The following is a 21,324-nucleotide window of genomic DNA, read 5'->3' on the forward strand; positions in this document are numbered from 1 at the left end:
AAGCCGCTATCCGGCAGATAAATCGTTATGGTTAAGCGGATTTACGGCGGCCGTAGACCAGCCAGGTCACCAGCACGCAAACCACATAGAAGACAAAAAAGACTTTCATCGCGCCAACCGGTGAGCCGGTCATCGCCAGCGAGGTGCCGAAGGCTTTCGGAATAAAGAAGCCGCCGATGGCGCCGATCGCCGAGATAAAGCCCAGCGCGGCAGCGGTATCGGTCACCGCCTCGTGCTGCGCTTCTTCATCGCTGCCGCCGCGCTGTTTTACGCTGTCGATGGTGAGCTGGCGGAAGATGACGGCGATCATCTGGAAGGTGGAGCCGCTTCCCAGACCGGCGGTTAAAAAGAGCCCCATAAACACCACGTAGAAAGCGAGAAAGCTGCCGGAGCCGCTGCCTGGCAGGGTCAGAAACAGCAGGCCGGTAAACAGCGCCATCAGGACGAAGTTAACCAGCGTCACCCGCACGCCGCCGAGACGGTCGGAGATGATCCCGCCGAACGAGCGCGCCAGCGCGCCGATGAACGGTCCAAAGAAGGCGAGCTTGAGGATATCGACCGCGGGAAACTGGGTTTTCGCCAGCATGGCAAAGCCGGCGGAAAAGCCGATGAACGAGCCAAACGTCGCCAGATAGAGCAGGCTTAACAGCCACATATGCGGTCGCTTGAGCACGGGAAGCTGATCGCGAATCGAAGCCTTTCAACCGGCGATATCGTTCATGCCGAACCATGCCGCGACGGTGGCGAGCAGCAGCAGCGGTACCCAGACGAGCGCCGCATTACTCAGGGTGATTGTCGAACCATCGGGCTGGGTGACGCCATGGACGCCGAGAAAGGTGAAGAGCGGCAGGAAGATGACCGCCGGGGCGACCATCTGCATCACGCTTACGCCCAGATTGCCAAGGCCGCCGTTGACTCCCAGCGCGCTGCCCTGTTTCGCTTTGGGGAAAAAGAAACTGATATTTCCCATGCTGGAAGCAAAATTCGCTCCGGCAAAACCGCACAGCAGCGCAATAATAATAAATACCCAGAACGGAGTAGTAATATTCTGGATTGCCACCCCTAACCAAATACAAGGCACGATCAGGATAACGGTACTTAATACGGTCCAGTAGCGCCCGCCAAAAAGGGGTACCATAAAGGAGTAGGGGACCCGTAATATCGCGCCGGAAAGTGAAGGCAGGGCGGTTAATAAAAAAAGCTGGTCGGTGGTGAAATGAAAACCGACCTTATTGAGATTGACCGCTACGGCGCTGAATAACATCCATACGCAGAAAGCAAGCAGCAGACAGGCCACTGATATCCATAGATTTCTTCGCGCAATGGCTTGGCCTTTATTTTCCCAGAACGCCTTGTTTTCAGGCCGCCAGTTGTTCAAAAGGTAATGATTATCTTTATCATTCTGCACCGACATATTGCCCTCTACTTGCCCGGAAAGGAGTAAATAAATAAGGTCAACAGCTGAATACAAGGGGATAGTGAATAACGCTTAATTTGCGTTATCTATGAAGCGTAGATAAAAAAAACGTGCTGACAGAGAGCACGTGGTAAGCGTAGCGGAATTAATTGTTACCAAATGTAAATATGCCTAAAACAACTCCAGCGTAATCATCTTATTTACATAGCGGCTAAACGCCGCCTCATCCAGGGCCTGCGCGTCCAGCGCATAAATCCCGTCGAGGCCGCACACCAGGGCGATAAAGCGCCAGGCGATATCCGCCGCAGGCTCAGCCGACCGAAATTCGCCGCTGGCGAGGCCCTGCTCGATGATGGCGACGGTCTCGGCATGCCACATATTCATGGTCAGCAGGTAGGCCGCTTTGATGTCCGGATCGCTGTCGGCCAGCACCTGGCCTTCACGCCACAGGCGGATATAGGGTTCCAGTCGGCCATCCTCGCTGCCGATCATCGAGAACAAGCGCTCGCGCCAGCTGGCGTCCTCAGCCACCAGCGGCATGTCGAGCATCTCGCGGATCAGGCGGATGAAAACCTGCGCTTTCAGCTCGCCGATGGAGGTGAAGTGGTGGTGCAGCTGCCCGGCGGCCACCTGGGCTTCGCGGGCTATCTGCCGTACGGTCATGGCGGCAAAGCCGCCGCGCAGCGCCAGGCGCATGGCGGCCTGCATAATCCCTTCCCGTCGCGCATCACGTTGTAAATAGTGCATAGAACCCCACTGTCATCTGGCTTTGGCCGAGTGTAACAAAAAGTTGGACATGTGTTCAACAATCCGGCAGGATCGCCATCCTGGACGTGTGTCCAATATTCAATATTGATTGAGGTACAAGCTATGTCACGGCAATGGATGACGCTGATGGCGATTTTGCTGGTTTATATTCCGGTGGCGATTGACGCTACGGTGTTGCATGTGGCCGCGCCGACCCTCAGCGTGGCGCTGGGTAGCAGCGGCAATGAGCTGTTGTGGATCATTGATATCTACTCATTAGTGATGGCCGGCATGGTGCTGCCGATGGGCGCCCTTGGCGATAAGATCGGCTTTAAGCGCCTGCTGCTGCTCGGCAGCGCCATTTTTGGCATCGCCTCGCTGTGCGCCGCGCTGTCGCCGACGGCCATTACGCTGATTGCCTCACGCGCTTTGCTGGCGGTGGGGGCGGCGATGATCGTCCCGGCGACGCTGGCCGGGATCCGCAGCACCTTTGCCGAGGCCAGCCAGCGCAATATGGCGCTGGGGCTGTGGGCAGCGGTCGGCTCCGGCGGCGCGGCCTTCGGCCCGCTGGTGGGCGGTATCCTGCTGGAGCATTTCTACTGGGGGTCGGTGTTCCTGATCAATGTGCCGATCGTGCTGGTGGTTATCGCGATTAACGCGAAAGTGGTGCCGCGCCAGCCCGCGCGCCGCGAACAGCCGCTCAATCTACTGCAGGCGCTCGTTTTGATTGCCGCGATCCTGATGCTGGTGTTTAGCGCGAAATCGGCGCTGAAGGGCCAGCTGGCGCTGTGGCTCACCGCGCTGGTGGCGCTCGGCGGGGCGGCGATGTTAACCTGGTTTATCCGCAAGCAGCTGTCGGCGGCCCGCCCGATGGTGGATATGCGCCTGTTCACCCATCGCATTATCTTAAGCGGGGTGATGATGGCGATGACGGCCCTGATTACCCTGGTCGGTTTTGAGCTACTGATGGCCCAGGAGCTGCAGTTTGTGCACCAGAAAACGCCGTTCGAGGCGGGGATATTTATGCTGCCGGTAATGGTGGCCAGCGGCTTCAGCGGCCCGATTGCCGGCCTGCTGGTGTCGCGGCTTGGGCTGCGCGAGGTGGCGACCGGCGGGATGCTGCTCAGCGCCTTCAGCTTTCTCGGCCTGGCGTTGACCGATTTCAGTACCCAGCAGTGGCTGGCCTGGGGGCTGATGACGCTGCTGGGCTTTAGCGTGGCCAGCGCGCTGCTGGCCTCCAGTTCCGCGATTATGGCGGCAGCGCCGAAGGAGAAAGCGGCGGCCGCCGGGGCGATTGAAACCATGGCCTATGAGCTGGGCGCCGGTCTCGGCATAGCGCTGTTCGGCCTGATCCTGACCCGCAGCTACAGCGCCTCTATTGCGCTGCCGTCTGGCCTGAGTGGCGCCATGGCGCAGCAGGCGGCGTCATCGATTGGCGAGGCGGTGAGTCTGTCCCAGGCGCTGCCCGCCGGGGTGGCGCAGGCGCTGATGGCGGCGGCGAAGACGGCTTTTATTCAGGCTCATAGCCTGGTGCTGGCGACGGCGGGTGTATTGCTTCTGCTGCTGGCCGCTGGGATCTGGCGCAGCCTCGCCACCGTGGCGAAACCGCAGTCGGCGCTATAGCTGCAGCGACAGATCCATCGCCGCGCGCCGTAGCGGGGCGAGAGCCTTCTCTTTTAACGCCGCGGCGCTGACCGTCGCGGCAGGTACCCCGACATTCAGGGCGGCCACCACCTGACCGTGACGCGACAGCACGGGTACCGCCAGCGAGCACAAGCCTACCTCGATCTGCCGGTCGGCGAGGGCATAGCCCTGCATGCGCACCCGGGCGATCTCTGCACGTAAACCGGACAAATCGCACAGGGTATGCGGAGTGTAGCGAATAAGCGTAGCCCGTGACAACGTCACTTCCAGCTGTTCCTCCGGCAGCGCGCTCAGCAACACCCGCCCCATCGACGTGGCCCACGCCGGCAGGCGGCTGCCGCGCCCCAGATCGATGCTCAGTAAATTATTGACCGCCGCGCGGGCAATATAGAGCACGTTATCCCCGTCGAGCGTGGCTGCCGAACAGGATTCGCCGAGCGCTTTGCCAAGATTATCCAGTGCCGTCTGCGCCACCTTGGCCAGCGGCGTGCCTGCCAGATAGGCGTGGCCGACGGCCAGTACCCGGGGGAGCAGTTCATAGCTACGGCCATCCGGACTGTGCACCATGCCCAGCGCGGCGAGGGTATACAAACAGCGGCGTACCGCCGCGCGCGAGATTTGCGTTTTCTGGCTGAGCTGGGAAATGGTCAGCCGCTGGCGCTGGGGGGTGAAGGCGTTAAGGACCTCCAGCCCGCGGGCCAGAGATAGCATAAAGTTAGGGTCGTGCTCGGCCTGCCTGGCGCTCAGCGTATTGGGGATATTGTCGCTCATCGCATCCTTCTCCGTTGCAGCGTAAAACTCACGGCAGATCACTATACCTTGCGCAAAATGGGGCGCGCTGAATTGTGCCGGTTTTACCACCACGATCACATTAATAACCGTCTTTTAACAAACGCGTCGATAATCGCACAACATTTCGATTATCGCCGTTGACCATCCGCCAGGCTGAACCCTATTGTCAATGGCACAGACCCCCGTTATGGATGTGGGTACAAAAAGTTATATATCTCATCAGGAACAGAAAATGACTGCCACCGTAGAGCAAATCGAGAGCTGGATTGTGGATGTCCCGACCATCCGGCCGCATAAATTGTCGATGACCACCATGGGCTGCCAGTCGCTGGTGATCGTGCGCCTTACCCGTTCCGACGGCATCTGCGGCATCGGCGAAGCCACCACCATCGGCGGCTTGAGCTATGGCGTTGAGAGCCCCGAGGCCATCTCGTCGGCGATCACCCATTATCTGACGCCGCTGTTGAAAGGGCAGCCGGCCGATAACCTGAATGCGCTGACCGCCCGCATGAACGGCGCCATTAAAGGCAACACCTTTGCGAAGTCCGCCATCGAAACCGCGCTGCTCGACGCTCAGGGCAAAGCCTTAGGTCTGCCGATATCAGCCCTGCTCGGCGGCGCGTTGCAAACGGCGTTGCCGGTGCTGTGGACCTTAGCCAGCGGCGATACCGCGAAAGATATCGCTGAAGGAGAAAAACTGTTGGCCGAAGGCCGCCACCGGGCGTTCAAACTGAAGATCGGCGCGCGTGAACTCGCCACCGACCTGCGTCATACCCGCGCCATCGTTGAAGCGTTAGGCGACCGCGCCAGCATCCGTGTCGACGTCAACCAGGCCTGGGACGCCGCCACCGGCGCGAAAGGCTGCCGCGAACTGGCGGCGATGGGCGTCGATCTTATCGAACAGCCGGTCAGCGCCCACGATAATGCCGCCCTGGTGCGGTTAAGCCAGCAAATTGAAACCGCGATCCTCGCGGATGAAGCGGTCGCGACCGCTTACGATGGTTATCAGCTGGCGCAGCAGGGCTTTACCGGCGCTTACGCGCTGAAAATCGCCAAAGCCGGGGGGCCGAACAGCGTGCTGGCGCTGGCCCGCGTCGCGCAGGCGGCAGGGATTGGCCTGTACGGCGGCACCATGCTGGAAGGCACCGTAGGGACCGTGGCTTCTCTGCACGCCTGGTCGACGCTGCCGCTGCAGTGGGGTACCGAGATGTTCGGCCCGCTGTTGCTGAAAGACGATATTGTCAGCGTGCCGCTCACCTTTGCCGACGGTCAGGTGGCGCTGCCGCAAACGCCGGGCCTTGGCGTCGAGCTGGATGAAGACAAACTGCATTTTTATACCCGCCAGCCGTAGCGGGGAACAGGAGAAAAAAATGTTATTTAAAGTGGAGATGACCGTCAATATTCCGCCTGGCTTTCCCGCCAACGAGGCGGAGGAAATAAAACAACGCGAAAAAGCCTATTCGCAACAATTACAGCGGGAAGGCAAATGGCGGCATATCTGGCGCGTTGCCGGCCTTTATGCCAACGTCAGTATTTTCGATGTTCAAGATGCCGAAGAATTGCATCAAATATTAATGGGATTGCCGCTATATCCCTTTATGGCGATAAAAGTGGAAGCCCTCTGTCGTCATCCGTCATCAATTCGCGATGACGATCGCTAATAATAATATCTGACCTCACGCCGGTATTACCGGCGTATACCCTGCAAAATATAAGAGAGAACCAGTATGAGTAATGTATTCGTACAACAACCAGCTATTCAGAAATTATTACGCGACAGTGCCGGATTAGATGTTGCCGGCGGCGATGAACGTTTTAAGGCGATTATTCATCGTCTGCTGGAAAATATCTGCACGCTCATCGACGACTATAACGTTACGGAAGAAGAGTTCTGGCACGCGGTAAACTATTTGCACGAGCTGGGCGGGCGTCAGGAGGCGGCGCTGCTGGCGGCGGGTCTGGGACTGGAGCATTTCCTCGATCTGCGCCAGGACGCCATCGACGCGGCAGCGCATCGGGAAACCGGCACCCCGCGCACCATCGAAGGGCCGCTGTACGTGGCTAATGCGCCGCTGGCCGAGGGTCACGCCCGCATGGATGACGGCGCCGACGCCGGAGAAGTGATGTGGCTGCACGGTGAAGTCAAAGACACCGAAGGCCGGCCAGTGGCCAACGCTATTGTTGATATCTGGCACGCCAACACCCTCGGAAATTATTCCTTCTTCGACCCAGGCCAGAGTGAGTACAACCTGCGCCGGCGGATCCGCACCGGCGCCGATGGCCGCTACAGCGTGCGCAGCATCATGCCCTCCGGCTACGGCTGCCCACCGGATGGCCCAACCCAGAAACTGCTGGACAGACTGGGTCGCCACGGCAACCGTCCGGCGCACATTCACTTTTTCGTCTCCGCGCCGGGTCATAAACATCTGACCAGCCAGATTAACCTCAATGGCGATAAATACCTGTGGGACGATTTTGCCTTTGCCACCCGCTACGGCCTGATTGCCGATCCGGTAAAAGTGACCGACCGCGAGATCATCGCGCAGCGCAATCTTGAGGGAGAGCACACCGAGGTTTGTTTTGATTTCACCCTGTGTAAAGCGCTGAGCGCCGACGAAGAGCAGCGCGGGATCCGCCTGCGCGCCAAAGAGTAAGCGGCATTATCGGCCCCGGGCACGCTACTGCCCGGGCCAGATATTGCACTCGAAAACGAAGAATTCACCCTGTTTCTTTCATCCTGAATCCTGCAGGAGGGACCGACTCATGCAAAAAACGCTCTCGACGCTCAAAGACAAAATCAATAATGCCTTAGTTGTCGACCGTGAAAATCATATTTACCGTTGCCACCGCTCTATATTTACCGACCAGCAGTTATTTGATTTTGAAATGAAACATATCTTCGAAGGAAATTGGGTTTTTCTTGCCCATGAAAGCCAGATTGCCGAGCCGGGAGATTATTATACCCTGACGCTGGGACGGCAGCCGGTTATTATTACCCGCGATAAAAAGAATGAGCTGCACGCGCTAATTAACAGCTGCGCTCACCGCGGCGCCATGTTATGTCGACGCAAAACCGGGAATAAAAATTCTTTCACCTGTCCGTTCCACGGCTGGACCTTCAGCAATAATGGCAAATTATTAAAGGCCAAAGATGAGAGCACTGGCGGCTATCCGCCGAGCTTTAAACAAGACGGCTCCCACGACCTGCAAAAGTTGCCGCGTTTTCAGTCCTATCGCGGTTTCTTATTCGGTAGCCTCAATGCCGACGTGCAGCCGCTGGAGGCCTATCTCGGGGAAACCTGCAAGATTATCGACCTGATCGTCGACCAGGCGCCGGAGGGGCTCGAGGTACTTAAGGGTTCGTCGAGCTATGTATATGAGGGCAACTGGAAACTGGGCGCGGAAAACGGCGCCGATGGCTATCACGTCAGCGTGGTCCACTGGAACTACGCCTCAACCATGTCACGCCGCAACTATGAAGCGGAAGGGACGCACGCGGTGGATGCCAACGGTTGGTCAAAAAGCCTCGGCGGCGGCTATGGATTTGATAACGGCCATATGCTGTTGTGGACCCGGGCGCTCAACCCGGAAGTGCGCCCGGTCTATGCCCACCGCGAACGGCTGCAGGCGGAATTTGGCGAACGCCGTGCCGACCAGATGGTCAACGAAACCCGCAACCTGTGCCTGTACCCCAATGTCTACCTGATGGATCAGTTCTCGACGCAAATCCGCGTAATCCGCCCCATTGCGGTGGATAAAACCGAAGTCACCATCTGGTGCTTTGCGCCGAAAGGGGAATCCGACCAGGCCAGAGCGCTGCGTATCCGCCAGTACGAGGATTTCTTTAACGTCAGTGGGATGGGGACGCCGGACGACCTCGAAGAGTTCAGCGCCTGTCAGCGCGGCTATCTCGGCGAAAATCTGCCATGGAGCGACCTCAGCCGCGGCGCGCTGCGCTGGGTCGATGGCGCGGATGAGCATGCGCAACATGCCGGCTTTTCGCCGCGGTTAAGCGGGGTGAAATCGGAGGACGAAGCGCTGTACATCGCCCATCACCACCACTGGCAGACGCTGATGCTGGCGGCCATTGAACAGGAACAACAGCGTTACGACCAGTCCATTACCCAGCGCGTGGAGGTGGCCTGATGCTTAACCTCGAACAGGTTCGCCAGTTTCTCTACTACGAAGCCCGTCTGCTGGACGATCGTCAGTGGGACGAATGGCTCAGCTGCTACAGCCCGCAGGTGGTCTACTGGATGCCGGCGTGGGGCGACGATGACCAGCTGACCCGCGACCCGCAAAAAGAGATTTCGCTTATCTACTACCCCAACCGCGAAGGGCTGGAGGATCGCGTCTACCGCATTAAAACCGAGCGCTCCGGGGCCAGTACGCCGGAGCCGCGCACCACCCACATCATCAGCAACGTTGAGCTGCTGGGGGAGAGCGATGAGGGGCTTGAGGTGCGTTACAGCTGGGTCACCTGGAGCCATCGCTATCAGCACACTGATGCCTATTTTGGCTCTACCTGCTGCACGCTAATCGAACAGGACGGCAGACCGCAGATCGTGCGCAAAACCGTGCGCCTGAATAACGATTATATCCGTCAGGTGATTGACGTTTACCACATTTAAGAGGCGCTTATGACCTTCAATATTGCTCTTAATTTTGAGGACGGCGTAACCCGCTTTATTCAGTGCAATGCCGGAGAGAAAGTCCTGGATGCCGCCTATCGCCAGAGGGTGAATCTGCCGATGGATTGCTCGGACGGGGTGTGCGGTACCTGCAAATGCCACTGCGCCAGCGGTGAGTACGACCTGGGCGAAGATTATCTCGACGAGGCGTTAAGCGACGACGAAGCGCAGGCCCGTCAGGTGCTGACCTGTCAGATGGTCCCGACCAGCGACTGCGTTATCGATGTGCCGGTGGCCGCCGCGCAGTGTAAAACCGCGCTGACCAACACCGGGGCGCAGGTGCGGCAGGTGAATTTACTGTCCGATACCGCCATCGAACTGGTGGTCGCCCTCGATGAGCCGCTGGCCTTCCTGCCGGGGCAGTACGTCAACATTCAGGTGCCGGGCACGCTTCATGTCCGCGCCTACTCATTCAGCTCGCTGCCGGGTTCTCTCGAAGGGCGTTTTCTGATCCGTAACGTGCCTGGCGGGATGATGAGCCAGTGGTTAACCCAGCGGGCGCGGCCCGGCGATCGTCTTACCCTCAGCGGCCCGATGGGCAGCTTCTATCTGCGCCACGGCGAACGTCCGCTGCTGATGCTGGCGGGCGGTACCGGCCTGGCGCCGCTGCTCTCCATGCTCCATACCCTGCAGACACAGGGCAGCCAGCGTCCGGTGATGCTGCTGTACGGTGTTACTCGTGACTGCGATCTGGTGAAAACCGACGCGCTGGATACCTTTATTCAACAGCTGACGGGGTATCGTTGGCTACCGGTGGTGGCCGATGAAAACAGCACTTGCCCGCAGCGCGGCTTTGTCACCGACCATCTCGACGACGCGATGCTGAACAACGGCGACGTGGATATCTATCTCTGCGGCCCGCCGCCGATGGTTAACGCGGTTGCCACGGCGTTGCGCGACCGCGGGATCACCCCGGCGGGGTTCTGGTATGAGAAATTTATCGCCAGCCAGAGCGCGGCGGCATAAGGAGACAAAATGCGTTTTACCGATAAAGTCGTCGTCATCACCGGCGCGGCGCAGGGCATTGGCCGCCAGACGGCGGAGCAGGCGGCTGCAGAAGGCGCGGCTCTGCTGCTCATCGATCGCTCGTCATACGTCCATGAGCTGGCGGCGACGCTGGCGCAATCCGGCTGTCTGGTGCTGGCGCTGGAGGCGGATCTGGAAGCGTGGGAAAGTACCGAGCAGGCGTTTGCCGCCGGGGTCGCTCATTTTGGCCGTATCGACGTGCTGATCAACAACGTTGGGGGCACCATCTGGGCGCGCCCCTTTGCCGAATACCAGCCGGAGCAGATTGAGAAAGAGATCCGCCGCTCGCTGTTCCCCACGCTGTGGGGCTGCCGCGCGGCGCTGCCATGGATGCTGAAGCAGGGCAAAGGCAGCATCGTCAACATTTCATCGGTGGCGACGGCGGGAGTGAATCGGGTGCCGTACTCGGCGGCGAAAGGCGGCGTTAACGCGCTGACCCGGTCGATTGCCATGGAGTACAGCGGTAGCGGTATTCGGATTAACGCCGTGGCCCCGGGCGGGACCGAGGCGCCGCCGCGCCTGACGCCGCGTAACGAAGAGCAGCCGAGCGAGCAGGAAAAGGCGTGGTATCAGCAGGTCGTCGATCAGACGGTGGCGAGCAGTCTGCTGCACCGGTACGGCACGCTGGCGGAACAGGCGAATGCGATCCTGTTTCTCGCCAGCGATGAGGCCAGCTATATCACCGGCGTGACGCTGCCGGTAGCCGGAGGCGATCTCGGCTAACGGCGAGTGGCGTACCAGCAGAGCAGGGAGCCGAGACATACCATCCCGGCCCCCTGCCAGAAGGACCACGACAGGGTCGCACTCAGCAGGATCGCCGCCAGCGCAGAGGAGAGCACCGGCGTGAAGTAGGAGGCCGCCGCCAGCAGGCTGACGTTGCCGTGCAGGATGCCAACGTTCCACGCCGCGTAGGCCAGCCCCAGCGCCACGGAGACCGTCATCAGCTTAATGACCACCGGCCAGCTAAACAGCATCGGCGGCTGGTCGCTGGCGAGAAATTTCAGCCATAGCGTCAGGGCGGTTAACAGGACGAACAGCGTAATGGCGTTTTTACCGCGGGCATATTTGGCCGTCACCGTGCAGTAGGCGGCCCAGATGAACGCCCCGACAAAGGCCAGCAGATAGCTAAGCGGGCTGGAAATGACGTTACTGATAATCTCATCGGGCTGTAGCCCATGCTCACCGCCCAACACCCAGCCAACGCCCAGCAGGGCGAGAATCAGGCCGGGGATCACCAGCCAGCTGCTTTTCTGGCCATTAAAGAGAATGGCGAATAAAATCGTCAGGCTGGGCCACAGGTAATTGACCATCCCCACCTCAATGGCCTGCTGGCGGCTGGCGGCATAGCCCAGCGACAGCGCGAGGCAGATTTCATAGCTGACAAACAGCACGCTGCCGGCCAGCAGATAGCGACGCGGGATCTGGCGCAGGTTGGGAAAGCCGACGGTAAAGATCAGCAGCAGGCCGCTAAGGCTGTAAATCATCGCCGCGCCGCCGACCGCTCCCAGTCCTTCGCTGACGCCGCGAATCAATCCGACCATCGTGCTCCATAAGATAATGGCGGCGAAGCCGATGGTCGTGGCTCTCTTTTTCTCCATGCTTTTCCTGATGGTTACGCAAATGCAGCCGGCATATATATCATCTTTTTATCGGTGAGGGGCGAAATTTTCCGCCGTTGCTAACCCTTAGGGATTAGCGAAAATGGCCAGGGCTGGCGATTAAGGGGGCGAAGGTTTTTCTCCTTGATTTGACGCAAATTTTCCCGGGATTTTGCTGTTAGTTTCCTCCGCGCGATGAATCAACATCCTGCATGGAGGAATGCAATGGACGTCAGCCGCAGAAAGTTCTTTAAGATCTGCGCAGGCGGTATGGCCGGAACTACCGCCGCCGCCCTGGGCTTTGCCCCTAAAATGACGCTGGCTCAGGCACGCAATTTCAAATTGCTGCGTGCGAAAGAGATCCGCAACACCTGCACTTACTGCTCCGTGGGCTGCGGGCTATTAATGTATAGCCTCGGCGACGGTGCGAAAAACGCCAAAGAAGCGATCTACCATATCGAAGGGGACCCGGACCATCCGGTGAGCCGTGGCGCGCTGTGCCCGAAAGGGGCAGGCCTGCTGGACTATGTCCACAGCGAAAACCGTCTGCGTTATCCGCAATACCGCGCCCCGGGCTCGGATAAATGGCAGCGCATCTCGTGGGATGAAGCCTTTAACCGCATCGCCCGACTGATGAAAGCCGACCGCGACGCCAACTTTATTGAAAAGAATGAACAGGGCGTGACGGTTAACCGCTGGCTTTCCACCGGCATGCTGTGCGCCTCGGCGGCAAGCAATGAGACCGGCATGCTAACGCAGAAGTTTGTGCGATCGCTGGGTATGCTGGCGGTAGACAACCAGGCGCGCGTCTGACACGGACCAACGGTAGCAAGTCTTGCTCCAACATTTGGTCGCGGTGCGATGACCAACCACTGGGTGGATATCAAAAACGCCAACGTCGTGGTGGTGATGGGCGGTAACGCCGCCGAAGCCCATCCGGTGGGTTTCCGCTGGGCGATGGAGGCGAAAAACAATAACGACGCCACGCTGATCGTCGTCGACCCGCGCTTTACGCGTACCGCGTCGGTGGCCGATATCTATGCGCCGATTCGTTCCGGTACCGACATTACCTTCCTGTCGGGCGTGCTGCTGTACCTGATCGAAAACAATAAGATCAATGCCGAGTACGTTAAGCATTACACCAATGCCAGCCTGCTGGTGCGGGATGATTTTGCCTTCGAAGAGGGGCTGTTCAGCGGCTACGATGCGGAAAAACGCCAGTACGATAAATCGTCCTGGAACTACCAGTTCGATGAAAACGGCTACGCCAAACGCGATGAAACGCTCACCCACCCGCGCTGCGTGTGGAATCTGCTGAAGCAGCACGTTTCCCGTTACACGCCCGAGGTGGTCGAAAACATCTGCGGTACGCCGAAAGCGGACTTCCTTAAAGTGTGCGACGTGCTGGCCTCAACCAGCGCCGCGGACCGCACCACCACCTTTCTGTATGCCCTGGGCTGGACGCAGCACACCGTCGGCGCGCAGAACATCCGCACCATGGCAATGATCCAGCTGCTGCTCGGCAATATGGGGATGGCCGGCGGCGGCGTCAACGCCCTGCGCGGCCACTCAAATATTCAGGGGCTGACCGATTTGGGCCTGCTGTCGACCAGTCTGCCGGGCTATTTGACGCTGCCATCGGACAAACAGACCGATCTGCAAAGCTACCTCAGCGCCAACACGCCGAAGGCGACCCTGCCCGAGCAGGTGAACTACTGGAGCAACTACCCGAAATTCTTCGTTAGCCTGATGAAATCCTTCTACGGCGAGGCGGCGCAAAAAGAGAACGACTGGGGCTTTGAGTGGTTACCGAAGTGGGACCAGGCTTACGACGTTATCAAATACTTCAATATGATGGATAACGGCAACGTCACCGGCTATATCTGCCAGGGCTTTAACCCGGTTGCCTCCTTCCCGGACAAAAACAAAGTGGTTCGCAGCCTCAGCAAGCTGAAATATATGGTGGTTATCGACCCGCTGGTGACCGAAACCTCGACCTTCTGGCAGAACCACGGCGAGTCTAATGATGTCGACCCGTCGGCGATTCAGACCGAAGTCTTCCGTCTGCCGTCGACCTGCTTTGCCGAAGAGGACGGTTCGATCGCCAACTCCGGCCGCTGGCTGCAGTGGCACTGGAAAGGTCAGGATGCCCCAGGTGAAGCGCGCAATGATGGCGAAATCCTTGCCGGGATTTACCATCGCCTGCGCGAACTGTACCGCACCGAAGGCGGGAAGGGCGCGGAACCCCTGCTGAAGATGAGCTGGCGCTACAAGCAGCCGGACCATCCGGAATCGGAAGAGGTGGCAAAAGAGAACAACGGCTACGCGCTGGCGGATCTCTACGATCAAAATGGCACTTTGCTGGCGAAAAAAGGCCAACTGCTCAATAGCTTCGCGCTGCTGCGCGATGACGGCAGCACCGCGTCGTCTTGCTGGATCTATACCGGCAGCTGGACCGAGCAGGGTAACCAGATGGCGAATCGTGATAACGCCGATCCTTCGGGCCTGGGCAATACGCTGGGATGGGCCTGGGCGTGGCCGCTCAATCGTCGGGTGCTGTACAACCGCGCTTCGGCCGATATCAACGGCAAGCCCTGGGATGCGAAGCGGATGCTGATCCAGTGGAACGGCAGCAAGTGGGTCGGGAATGATATTCCGGACTTCAATACCGCGCCGCCAGGGAGCAAAACCGGGCCGTTTATCATGCAGCAGGAGGGGCTGGGTCGCCTGTTTGCGCTCGATAAACTGGCGGAAGGGCCGTTCCCGGAGCACTACGAGCCGATGGAAACCCCGCTTGGCACTAACCCGCTGCACCCGAAGGTGGTCTCCAGCCCGGTGGTGCGGTTGTATGAAGAGGACGCCATTCGCTTAGGTAAGAAGGATAAATTCCCGTATGTCGGGACCACCTATCGTCTGACCGAGCATTTCCACACCTGGACCAAGCATGCGTTGCTCAATTCCATCGCGCAGCCGGAACAGTTTGTCGAAATCAGCGAAGGGCTGGCGAAAAGCAAAGGTATCGCTAACGGCGATTGGGTGAAAGTCAGCAGCAAGCGCGGCTTCATTCGCGCGGTTGCCGTGGTGACTCGCCGACTGCGCACGCTGAACGTCAACGGCCAGCAGGTGGAGACCGTCGGGATCCCGCTGCACTGGGGTTTTGAAGGCGTGGCCCGCAAAGGCTACATCGCCAACACCCTGACGCCTAACGTTGGCGATTCCAACTCGCAAACGCCGGAATACAAGGCGTTCCTGGTCAACATCGAGAAAGCGTAAGGAGCGATTCAATGGCGATGGAAACCCAAGACATTATTAAACGCTCCGCGACCAACCCGATCACCCCCGCGCCGCGCGCGCGGGACTATAAAGCGGAAGTCGCCAAGCTTATCGATGTCTCCTCCTGCGTGGGCTGTAAAGCCTGCCAGGTTGCCTGTTCCGAGTGGAATGACATCCGCGATGACGTGGGGCACTGCGTCGGGGTGTACGACAACCCGGCGGATCTCAGCGCCAAATCCTGGACGGTAATGCGTTTTAGCGAGACCGAACAGAACGGCAAACTGGAGTGGCTTATCCGCAAGGATGGCTGTATGCACTGCGCAGAGCCGGGCTGCCTGAAGGCCTGCCCGTCCGCCGGGGCGATTATTCAGTACGCCAACGGCATCGTCGATTTCCAGCAGGAAAACTGCATCGGCTGCGGCTACTGCATTGCGGGGTGTCCGTTTAACGTCCCGCGCCTCAATAAAGAGGATAACCGGGTCTATAAATGCACCCTGTGCGTGGATCGGGTCAGCGTCGGCCAGGAGCCGGCCTGCGTGAAAACCTGTCCTACCGGCGCGATCCACTTCGGTACGAAGAAAGAGATGCTGGAGGTGGCCGAGGAGCGGGTGGCTAAGCTTAAAAAACGCGGTTATGCCAACGCCGGGATTTACAACCCGCCGGGCGTCGGCGGCACCCACGTGATGTACGTCCTGCATCATGCCGACCAGCCGGAGCTGTATCACAAGCTGCCGAAGGAACCGCAGATCGATACCAGTATCAGTCTGTGGAAGGGGGCGCTGAAACCGCTGGCGGCAGCGGGCTTTATCGCCACCTTCGCCGGGCTGATTTACCACTACATCGGTATCGGGCCGAACAAGGAAGTTGACGACGACGAGGAGAAGCATGATGAGTAAATCGAAGATGATTGTGCGCACGACGTTTATCGATCGCGCCTGTCACTGGACGGTGGTTATCTGTTTCTTCCTGGTGGCGCTGTCGGGAATATCGTTCTTCTTTCCGACGCTACAGTGGCTAACGGAAACCTTCGGCACGCCGCAGATGGGGCGTATTCTGCACCCGTTCTTTGGGGTGCTGATTTTTGTCGCGCTGATGTTTATGTTCGTGCGCTTTGTCCACCACAACATCCCTGATAAACAGGATATTCCGTGGCTGAAAGGCATCGTCGAGGTGCTGAAAGGCAACGAGCATAAGGTGGCGCGCGTCGGTAAGTATAACGCCGGGCAGAAGATGATGTTCTGGACCATCATGAGCATGATATTTGTGCTGCTGGTGACCGGGGTGATTATCTGGCGCCCATATTTTGCGGAATATTTCCCGATGCAGGTGATTCGCTATAGCCTGCTGATTCATGCGACGTCGGCCATCATTCTGATCCACGCCATCCTTATCCATATGTATATGGCGTTCTGGGTGAAGGGGTCGATTAAGGGAATGATTGAAGGCAAGGTGAGCCGCCGCTGGGCGAAGAAACACCACCCGCGCTGGTATCGCGATGTCGAACGCCTGGAAGCGATGAAAGAGAGTCGTGAAGGGATGAAGTAAGCCTTCACGGCGCGAAACCCGCTCCGGAGATGTCGGAGCGGGTTCCCGGCAGTCAGCAGTTCGTGATAAGTGTATCGATTGAATCGATAACGCCCTGGCGCGCATGACTCAGATTGCAGACGAAACCCTGTGGCGGGATCCGTTTATTATTTAAGTTACTGCTCATTGGCGTACAAAGTAAAAAGCTGTCAAATTCTATATTTATCCTTGGTACGGCATGCTGATGCCAGCGTGGTAATTGTTGTGGTCGCATTAAAGGAATAATGACTCTCGTGGCCAGGTCTGCATAATAATCATTCTGCACGATCATATAATATGGCAGGGTTTTATTTGTCTGAGCAGAACAATTTCGATAAACATTGAATTATTCAAGCATCATAGCACCCTGAAAAATTCATCATCAGTAAGAGTGCCTCCTTTTGCAATAAATTCATTCATTGCGGCAATGAATTCCTTGTGCTGTCGCTGTTTATCTGCTTCTCGTAAATCCTTACCTGGCTGTTCTGACGCCTTCTGGACGGGTACGTCAGTGGGTCTTTTACGTAGCGTATTACTTTTCATCATAGGCTCCTTGCGGTTGGTTCTGTGATTATTTACTTTACCCACTAAAAAATAAATACCAGCAGTAAGTTTAATATTTATTTTGCGAAGCAGCTTCCAGTGGGAAGTAACAGCCTGAAATATTCATGGTTATGGTAATAAACCTGGCGCTGGCATTAACCAGCGCGACGGGAAATAATCAAAACTTCTCTGGAATGAAGCGGAAAGGAAAATTAGTCTGTTTCATTTTGCCAATTTTGCGCTTCGGCAGCGTCACAGGCTCCACCGGTAAAGCTTCATAGGGGATCTGCGACAGCAGATGGGTGATGATATTTAGACGCACGCGCTTTTTATCCTCCGAGCGGGCGACGAACCACGGCGCCCAGGCGGTATCGGTGGCGGCGAACATGGCGTCGCGGGCAGCGGTATATTCATCCCAGCGGTTGAAAGACTTAATGTCCATCGGCGAGAGCTTCCAGATTTTACGCCCGTCGTCGATGCGATCCCGCAGACGGCGCTCCTGCTCCTGCGGAGAGACCTCCAGCCAGTACTTGAGCAGAATAATGCCCGATTCGACCATGCCGCGCTCCACCATCGGCGCGCCGTCGAGGAACTTCTGCACCTCCTCCGGCGTACAAAAGCCCATCACCCGTTCGACGCCGGCGCGGTTATACCAGCTGCGATCGAAAATCACGATTTCGCCGGCCGCCGGGAGATGCTTGATATAGCGCTGAAAGTAAAGCTGGCTTTTTTCGCGCTCGGTGGGCGAGGGTAAGGCGACGACCCGGAAGATACGCGGGCTGACGCGCTCGGTGATGGCCTTAATGGTGCCGCCTTTCCCGGCGCCGTCCCGGCCTTCAAAGACAATGCACACTTTCAGTCCTTTGTGTACCACCCAGCGCTGCAGTTTCACCAGCTCAACGTGGAGTTTGCGCAGCGCTTTCTCGTACGCTTTGTTGTCGAGCGGCGCGATTTTTGCCGCCGTGTCGACCGGATTACCGCTTTTCTTGTTGCCCATCGCCATGCTCCGTGTTGCCGAGGTATCCCTTTGAAGTGTAATCCTCCCCCGGCGAGGCGGTGGAAAATTATTCGCCGGGTTTTCCCGCCAGGATGACTTCCAGTCCCACCCGCTGCCCCCACGACAGCTCCAGGGTGTTACCGTCCGGGTCGGCAAAGAAAGCGAAATAGCCCACCGGATCGCCCAGCTGCTCCGGCTCCCGGCGTAAAACACCTTCCCGCCGTGCGAGGGCCACTTTCTCATCGATCTCGGCCTGGGTGGCGCAGGCGACGCCGAGATGGCCGAACGGTCCCAGCGGCGTATCGGCCGGATCGTCACTTTGCACCAGCACCAGGGCGAAAGGCCGGGTGCGGTCGCTGAGCCATGCCACTTTCCGCGCCGAGGGAAGGTCGGGCTCGCGCTGGTGTATGACGGTCATCGCGGTATAGCGGGTATAAAAATCGATGCTGCTGGCCAGACAGCGGACGGTAAAGGCGACATGAGTAAAACCGACATCAACACTATGCATGGATAATTCTCCCAAGGTGAACGATGTTTTGACTTTACAACCTCAAGTTAACTTGAGATCAATGAGGTGTTTATCTCTTTGAGCTCACTGATTTTGATAGGGGATTGTTACTGCGAAACCACGCCGCCGGTATGCCACGCGGCTGGGGAACATGAACGAATCAGGCTGTTGTATGGAGGAAACTGCCGTCGGGCGTTTTTAGCTGGTGTGTCGGGGCGGGATAGTAAATAATGCCGGCCGGCTCTCAATACCCCTATAAGATGTATGAAAAAAACGATTTTTTCACTGGCGCTGGGCACCTTTGGACTTGGCATGGCGGAGTTTGGCATTATGGGCGTGCTGCCGGATATGGCGCACGATGTCGGAATATCCATTCCCGCCGCCGGCAATATGATTGCCTGGTATGCCTTCGGCGTGGTGATCGGCGCGCCGATCATGGCGCTGCTCTCCAGCCGGTTTTCCCTGAAATCGGTGATGCTGTTCCTGGCTGGCCTGTGTATTCTCGGCAATACCCTGTTTACCTTCTCCAGTAGCTACGCCATGCTGGCGCTTGGCCGGCTGGTTTCCGGGTTTCCCCACGGGGCGTTTTTTGGCGTCGGCGCGATTATCCTGTCGAAAATCGCGCCGCCGGGGAAGGTGACCGCCGCGGTGGCGGGGATGATTGGCGGCATGACGATCGCTAACCTGGTTGGCGTCCCGGGTGGCACCTGGCTTGGGCATCACTTCAGCTGGCGCTATACCTTTGCGCTTATCGCGGTATTTAACGTGGCGGTATTTCTGGCGATCTTCTGCTGGGTGCCCACGCTTTATGACCGGGCCAGCACGCGGCTGCGCGAGCAGTTCCGTTTTCTGGCCTCCCCGGCGCCGTGGCTGATTTTCGCCGCCACCATGTTCGGTAACGCCGGCGTGTTTGCCTGGTTCAGCTATATCAAGCCCTTTATGCTCAACGTCTCCGGCTTTGCTGAAAGCAAGATGATGCTGATTATGATGCTGGCGGGGCTGGGAATGGTGGTCGGCAATCTGTTCAGCGGCAAAATTTCCGGGCGCTACAGCCCGCTGCGCATTGCGGCCATGACCGACGGGGTCATTGCCGTGACGCTGCTGCTGATCTTTGCCTTCGGTGAACAGAAAGTCGCTTCGCTGGCGCTGGCGTTTCTCTGCTGCGCGGGACTATTCGCCCTGTCAGCGCCGCTGCAGATCCTGCTGCTGCAGAACGCCAAAGGCGGCGAGATGCTGGGGGCGGCCGGGGGACAGATCGCCTTTAACCTCGGCAGCGCCATCGGCGCCTTCTGCGGCGGAATGATGATCGCCCAGGGCTTTGGCTGGAACAGCGTGGCGCTCCCCGCCGCCGCGCTGTCGTTTCTGGCGATGAGCGCCTTGCTCATCTATGGCTGTCATCAGCGGCGACAAGCTTACTAACGACGCCTACTCACGCCAGGGTTCGCCCAGGGTCAGCATCAGGCGGTTGGCCCAGGCGAAAAAGGCCGCGGACTGCAGCAGATCCAGCTGGGCCAGAGTATCTAAGCCCTGCTCATCAAGCGCCGCCAGATGATCGGCGTTTAATGCGGGTGGCGTCACCGATAGCGCGGCGGCGGCGTCGATTTCCGCCTGCCAGCGCGGCGATTGCCCGTCGCGCAGATCCTCTCCCGGCGTCACCGCCAGCAGCGTGTCGACGGCGGTCTCGTCCTTCGCCAGCTGCGCCGCTTTGCGGGCATGCACCGAGGCGCAGTAAATACAGCCGTTGATTTTACTGGCGACCGTGGCGGCCAGCTCGCGTTCGGCGCGCGGCAATCCTCCCGCGGTATAGAAAATGCCCTTATCGGTCAGGGTCCGCTGCTCCAGCACCGGCTGGTTGCGCGCCAGCAGGCGAAAGTAGGGGGAGTCGCTATGGCCATATTTGGCCAGAATCGCCTGTTCTTCAGCGTTGAATTCCGCCAGCGGTTTATCGGCCAGCCAGGGTTCCCAGTGCAGCTCGTCGCGGGTGAAGCGAACCGGGGCGGCTTTGCCGCTCTGCGCGTACGGGGTGGTATGCCAGTATCCGGCGACCAGCGGCGTATCTGCGCTGACGATGGGCTTATGGTTGAGCGCCCGCAGGCCCAGCAGCAGTCGGCTCTGGAAGCTGACAAAGGCTACCAGCTGCGCCAGGGTGACGATGCCCCGCAGGCTCCAGCCCGCGCTGGTTAAAGTGTGCAGCGCGCCGGGAGTGGCTTCAACGGGGGTGAAGGTGAGCAGGCGGGCAAAGGCCAGCGCCGGGACCAGACGATCGGTGGTCGGATCGGCGAGGCCGAAACCGGCATAGTGCGCCGCCAGCGCGTCCGCCTGGTGCAGTTTCGCCACCTTTGCGGCCACCGCGAAGCGTTCATCAAGAGGAAAGTCAGCGTCCTGCTGGCGGAACAGCACTTCATAACTTCCCTGGGCGTGACGGGTGGCGGCATCGCGGACGGCGCGCGCCTGATCGAGCGGGGAACCGGGGGCGATCTCCGCCAGTTCGGCCAGAATATCCTGACTCAGCGTCATGGGGACTC

19 protein-coding genes and 2 pseudogenes are annotated in these 21,324 nt (G+C 58.7%); 12 read left to right on the forward strand and 9 right to left on the reverse strand.

Annotated features, from left to right (window positions below; translation table 11 throughout):
• Positions 1-31: 31 nt before the first annotated feature.
• Positions 32-1,414: pseudogene (locus tag ACR809_RS11925) on the reverse strand (NarK family nitrate/nitrite MFS transporter).
• A gap of 174 nt (positions 1,415-1,588) precedes the next feature.
• Positions 1,589-2,164: a TetR family transcriptional regulator gene (locus tag ACR809_RS11930; RefSeq protein WP_004888643.1), complete on the reverse strand. Its 576-nt coding sequence runs from the start codon at positions 2,162-2,164 to the stop codon at positions 1,589-1,591.
• A 123-nt stretch (positions 2,165-2,287) separates the two neighbouring features.
• Between ACR809_RS11930 and kmrA the strand changes: the two genes are divergently transcribed.
• Positions 2,288-3,787 carry an efflux MFS transporter KmrA gene (gene kmrA, locus ACR809_RS11935; RefSeq protein ID WP_114266408.1) on the forward strand — a complete coding sequence of 500 codons (1,500 nt, stop codon included), beginning with the start codon at positions 2,288-2,290 and terminating at the stop codon, positions 3,785-3,787.
• On the opposite strand, the gene ACR809_RS11940 is transcribed toward kmrA, so the two are convergent.
• Positions 3,782-4,672, reverse strand: coding sequence for an IclR family transcriptional regulator domain-containing protein (locus tag ACR809_RS11940; protein ID WP_162992578.1), 891 nt, complete (start codon positions 4,670-4,672; stop codon positions 3,782-3,784). The two genes, kmrA and ACR809_RS11940, sit on opposite strands and share 6 nt — an antisense overlap.
• A gap of 115 nt (positions 4,673-4,787) precedes the next feature.
• Between ACR809_RS11940 and ACR809_RS11945 the strand changes: the two genes are divergently transcribed.
• The 7 genes from ACR809_RS11945 to benD all read left to right on the forward strand — a co-directional run bounded on the left by ACR809_RS11945 (position 4,788) and on the right by benD (position 11,040).
• Positions 4,788-5,951: a muconate cycloisomerase family protein gene (locus tag ACR809_RS11945; protein WP_072158546.1), complete on the forward strand. Its 1,164-nt coding sequence runs from the start codon at positions 4,788-4,790 to the stop codon at positions 5,949-5,951.
• Positions 5,952-5,970: 19 nt separating this feature from the next.
• Positions 5,971-6,261, forward strand: a complete 291-nt coding sequence (gene catC / locus ACR809_RS11950) for a muconolactone Delta-isomerase (protein ID WP_002906471.1) — start codon at positions 5,971-5,973, stop codon at positions 6,259-6,261.
• 66 nt (positions 6,262-6,327) lie between these two features.
• On the forward strand, positions 6,328-7,254 hold the full coding sequence (gene catA, locus ACR809_RS11955) for a catechol 1,2-dioxygenase (RefSeq protein ID WP_004891641.1): 927 nt from the start codon (positions 6,328-6,330) through the stop codon (positions 7,252-7,254).
• A gap of 109 nt (positions 7,255-7,363) precedes the next feature.
• Entirely contained in the window at positions 7,364-8,746 is a 1,383-nt protein-coding gene (locus ACR809_RS11960) for a Rieske 2Fe-2S domain-containing protein (protein WP_002906468.1), read from the forward strand.
• A complete protein-coding gene (gene benB / locus ACR809_RS11965; protein ID WP_004180096.1) occupies positions 8,746-9,231 on the forward strand; it encodes a benzoate 1,2-dioxygenase small subunit in 486 nt (161 codons plus the stop codon). The genes ACR809_RS11960 and benB overlap by 1 nt, the downstream gene beginning before the upstream one ends.
• A gap of 9 nt (positions 9,232-9,240) precedes the next feature.
• Positions 9,241-10,257, forward strand: a complete 1,017-nt coding sequence (gene benC, locus ACR809_RS11970) for a benzoate 1,2-dioxygenase electron transfer component BenC (protein WP_040188599.1) — start codon at positions 9,241-9,243, stop codon at positions 10,255-10,257.
• 9 nt (positions 10,258-10,266) lie between these two features.
• Positions 10,267-11,040 (forward strand): benzoate diol dehydrogenase BenD, encoded by a 774-nt coding sequence (gene benD / locus ACR809_RS11975; protein ID WP_004143751.1) that lies wholly within the window; start codon positions 10,267-10,269, stop codon positions 11,038-11,040.
• Here the strand turns inward: benD and yddG are convergent.
• A complete protein-coding gene (gene yddG, locus ACR809_RS11980) occupies positions 11,037-11,915 on the reverse strand; it encodes an aromatic amino acid DMT transporter YddG (protein ID WP_002906464.1) in 879 nt (292 codons plus the stop codon). The two genes, benD and yddG, sit on opposite strands and share 4 nt — an antisense overlap.
• Before the next feature lie 225 nt (positions 11,916-12,140).
• On the opposite strand from yddG, the gene fdnG reads away from it, so the two are divergent.
• Genes fdnG through fdnI form a run of 3 tightly spaced genes read left to right on the forward strand, consistent with a single transcriptional unit; the run spans position 12,141 to position 16,733 of the window.
• Entirely contained in the window at positions 12,141-15,188 is a 3,048-nt protein-coding gene (fdnG, locus tag ACR809_RS11985) for a formate dehydrogenase-N subunit alpha (RefSeq protein ID WP_162992537.1), read from the forward strand.
• Positions 15,189-15,199: 11 nt separating this feature from the next.
• Complete coding sequence (gene fdxH / locus ACR809_RS11990) at positions 15,200-16,084, forward strand: formate dehydrogenase subunit beta (protein ID WP_004143747.1); 885 nt, start codon at positions 15,200-15,202, stop codon at positions 16,082-16,084.
• Positions 16,077-16,733, forward strand: coding sequence for a formate dehydrogenase-N subunit gamma (gene fdnI / locus ACR809_RS11995; RefSeq protein ID WP_002906457.1), 657 nt, complete (start codon positions 16,077-16,079; stop codon positions 16,731-16,733). Before fdxH ends, fdnI begins: the two co-directional genes overlap by 8 nt.
• 52 nt (positions 16,734-16,785) lie before the next feature.
• Here fdnI and ACR809_RS12000 read toward each other — a convergent pair.
• The 4 genes and pseudogenes from ACR809_RS12000 to ACR809_RS12015 form a co-directional block, all read right to left on the reverse strand.
• Positions 16,786-17,112: pseudogene (locus ACR809_RS12000) on the reverse strand (CcdB family protein).
• On the reverse strand, positions 17,109-17,294 hold the full coding sequence (locus ACR809_RS12005) for a hypothetical protein (RefSeq protein WP_004175994.1): 186 nt from the start codon (positions 17,292-17,294) through the stop codon (positions 17,109-17,111). Before ACR809_RS12005 ends, ACR809_RS12000 begins: the two are co-directional and overlap by 4 nt.
• A gap of 178 nt (positions 17,295-17,472) precedes the next feature.
• Positions 17,473-18,291: a polyphosphate kinase 2 gene (ppk2, locus tag ACR809_RS12010; protein ID WP_004180084.1), complete on the reverse strand. Its 819-nt coding sequence runs from the start codon at positions 18,289-18,291 to the stop codon at positions 17,473-17,475.
• A gap of 67 nt (positions 18,292-18,358) precedes the next feature.
• Positions 18,359-18,799 carry a VOC family protein gene (locus ACR809_RS12015; protein WP_004176000.1) on the reverse strand — a complete coding sequence of 147 codons (441 nt, stop codon included), beginning with the start codon at positions 18,797-18,799 and terminating at the stop codon, positions 18,359-18,361.
• Between the two features lie 264 nt (positions 18,800-19,063).
• Here ACR809_RS12015 and araJ point away from each other — a divergent pair, with 264 nt between their 5' ends.
• Positions 19,064-20,218, forward strand: a complete 1,155-nt coding sequence (gene araJ / locus ACR809_RS12020; RefSeq protein ID WP_002906449.1) for an MFS transporter AraJ — start codon at positions 19,064-19,066, stop codon at positions 20,216-20,218.
• Positions 20,219-20,224: 6 nt separating this feature from the next.
• Here araJ and ACR809_RS12025 read toward each other — a convergent pair whose 3' ends face one another.
• A complete protein-coding gene (locus ACR809_RS12025; RefSeq protein WP_004151235.1) occupies positions 20,225-21,316 on the reverse strand; it encodes an alkylhydroperoxidase domain protein in 1,092 nt (363 codons plus the stop codon).
• Positions 21,317-21,324 lie beyond the last annotated feature (8 nt).

Origin of the sequence: Klebsiella sp. CD33 (assembly GCF_051992865.1) — a bacterium.
Classification (GTDB): domain Bacteria; phylum Pseudomonadota; class Gammaproteobacteria; order Enterobacterales; family Enterobacteriaceae; genus Klebsiella; species Klebsiella pneumoniae.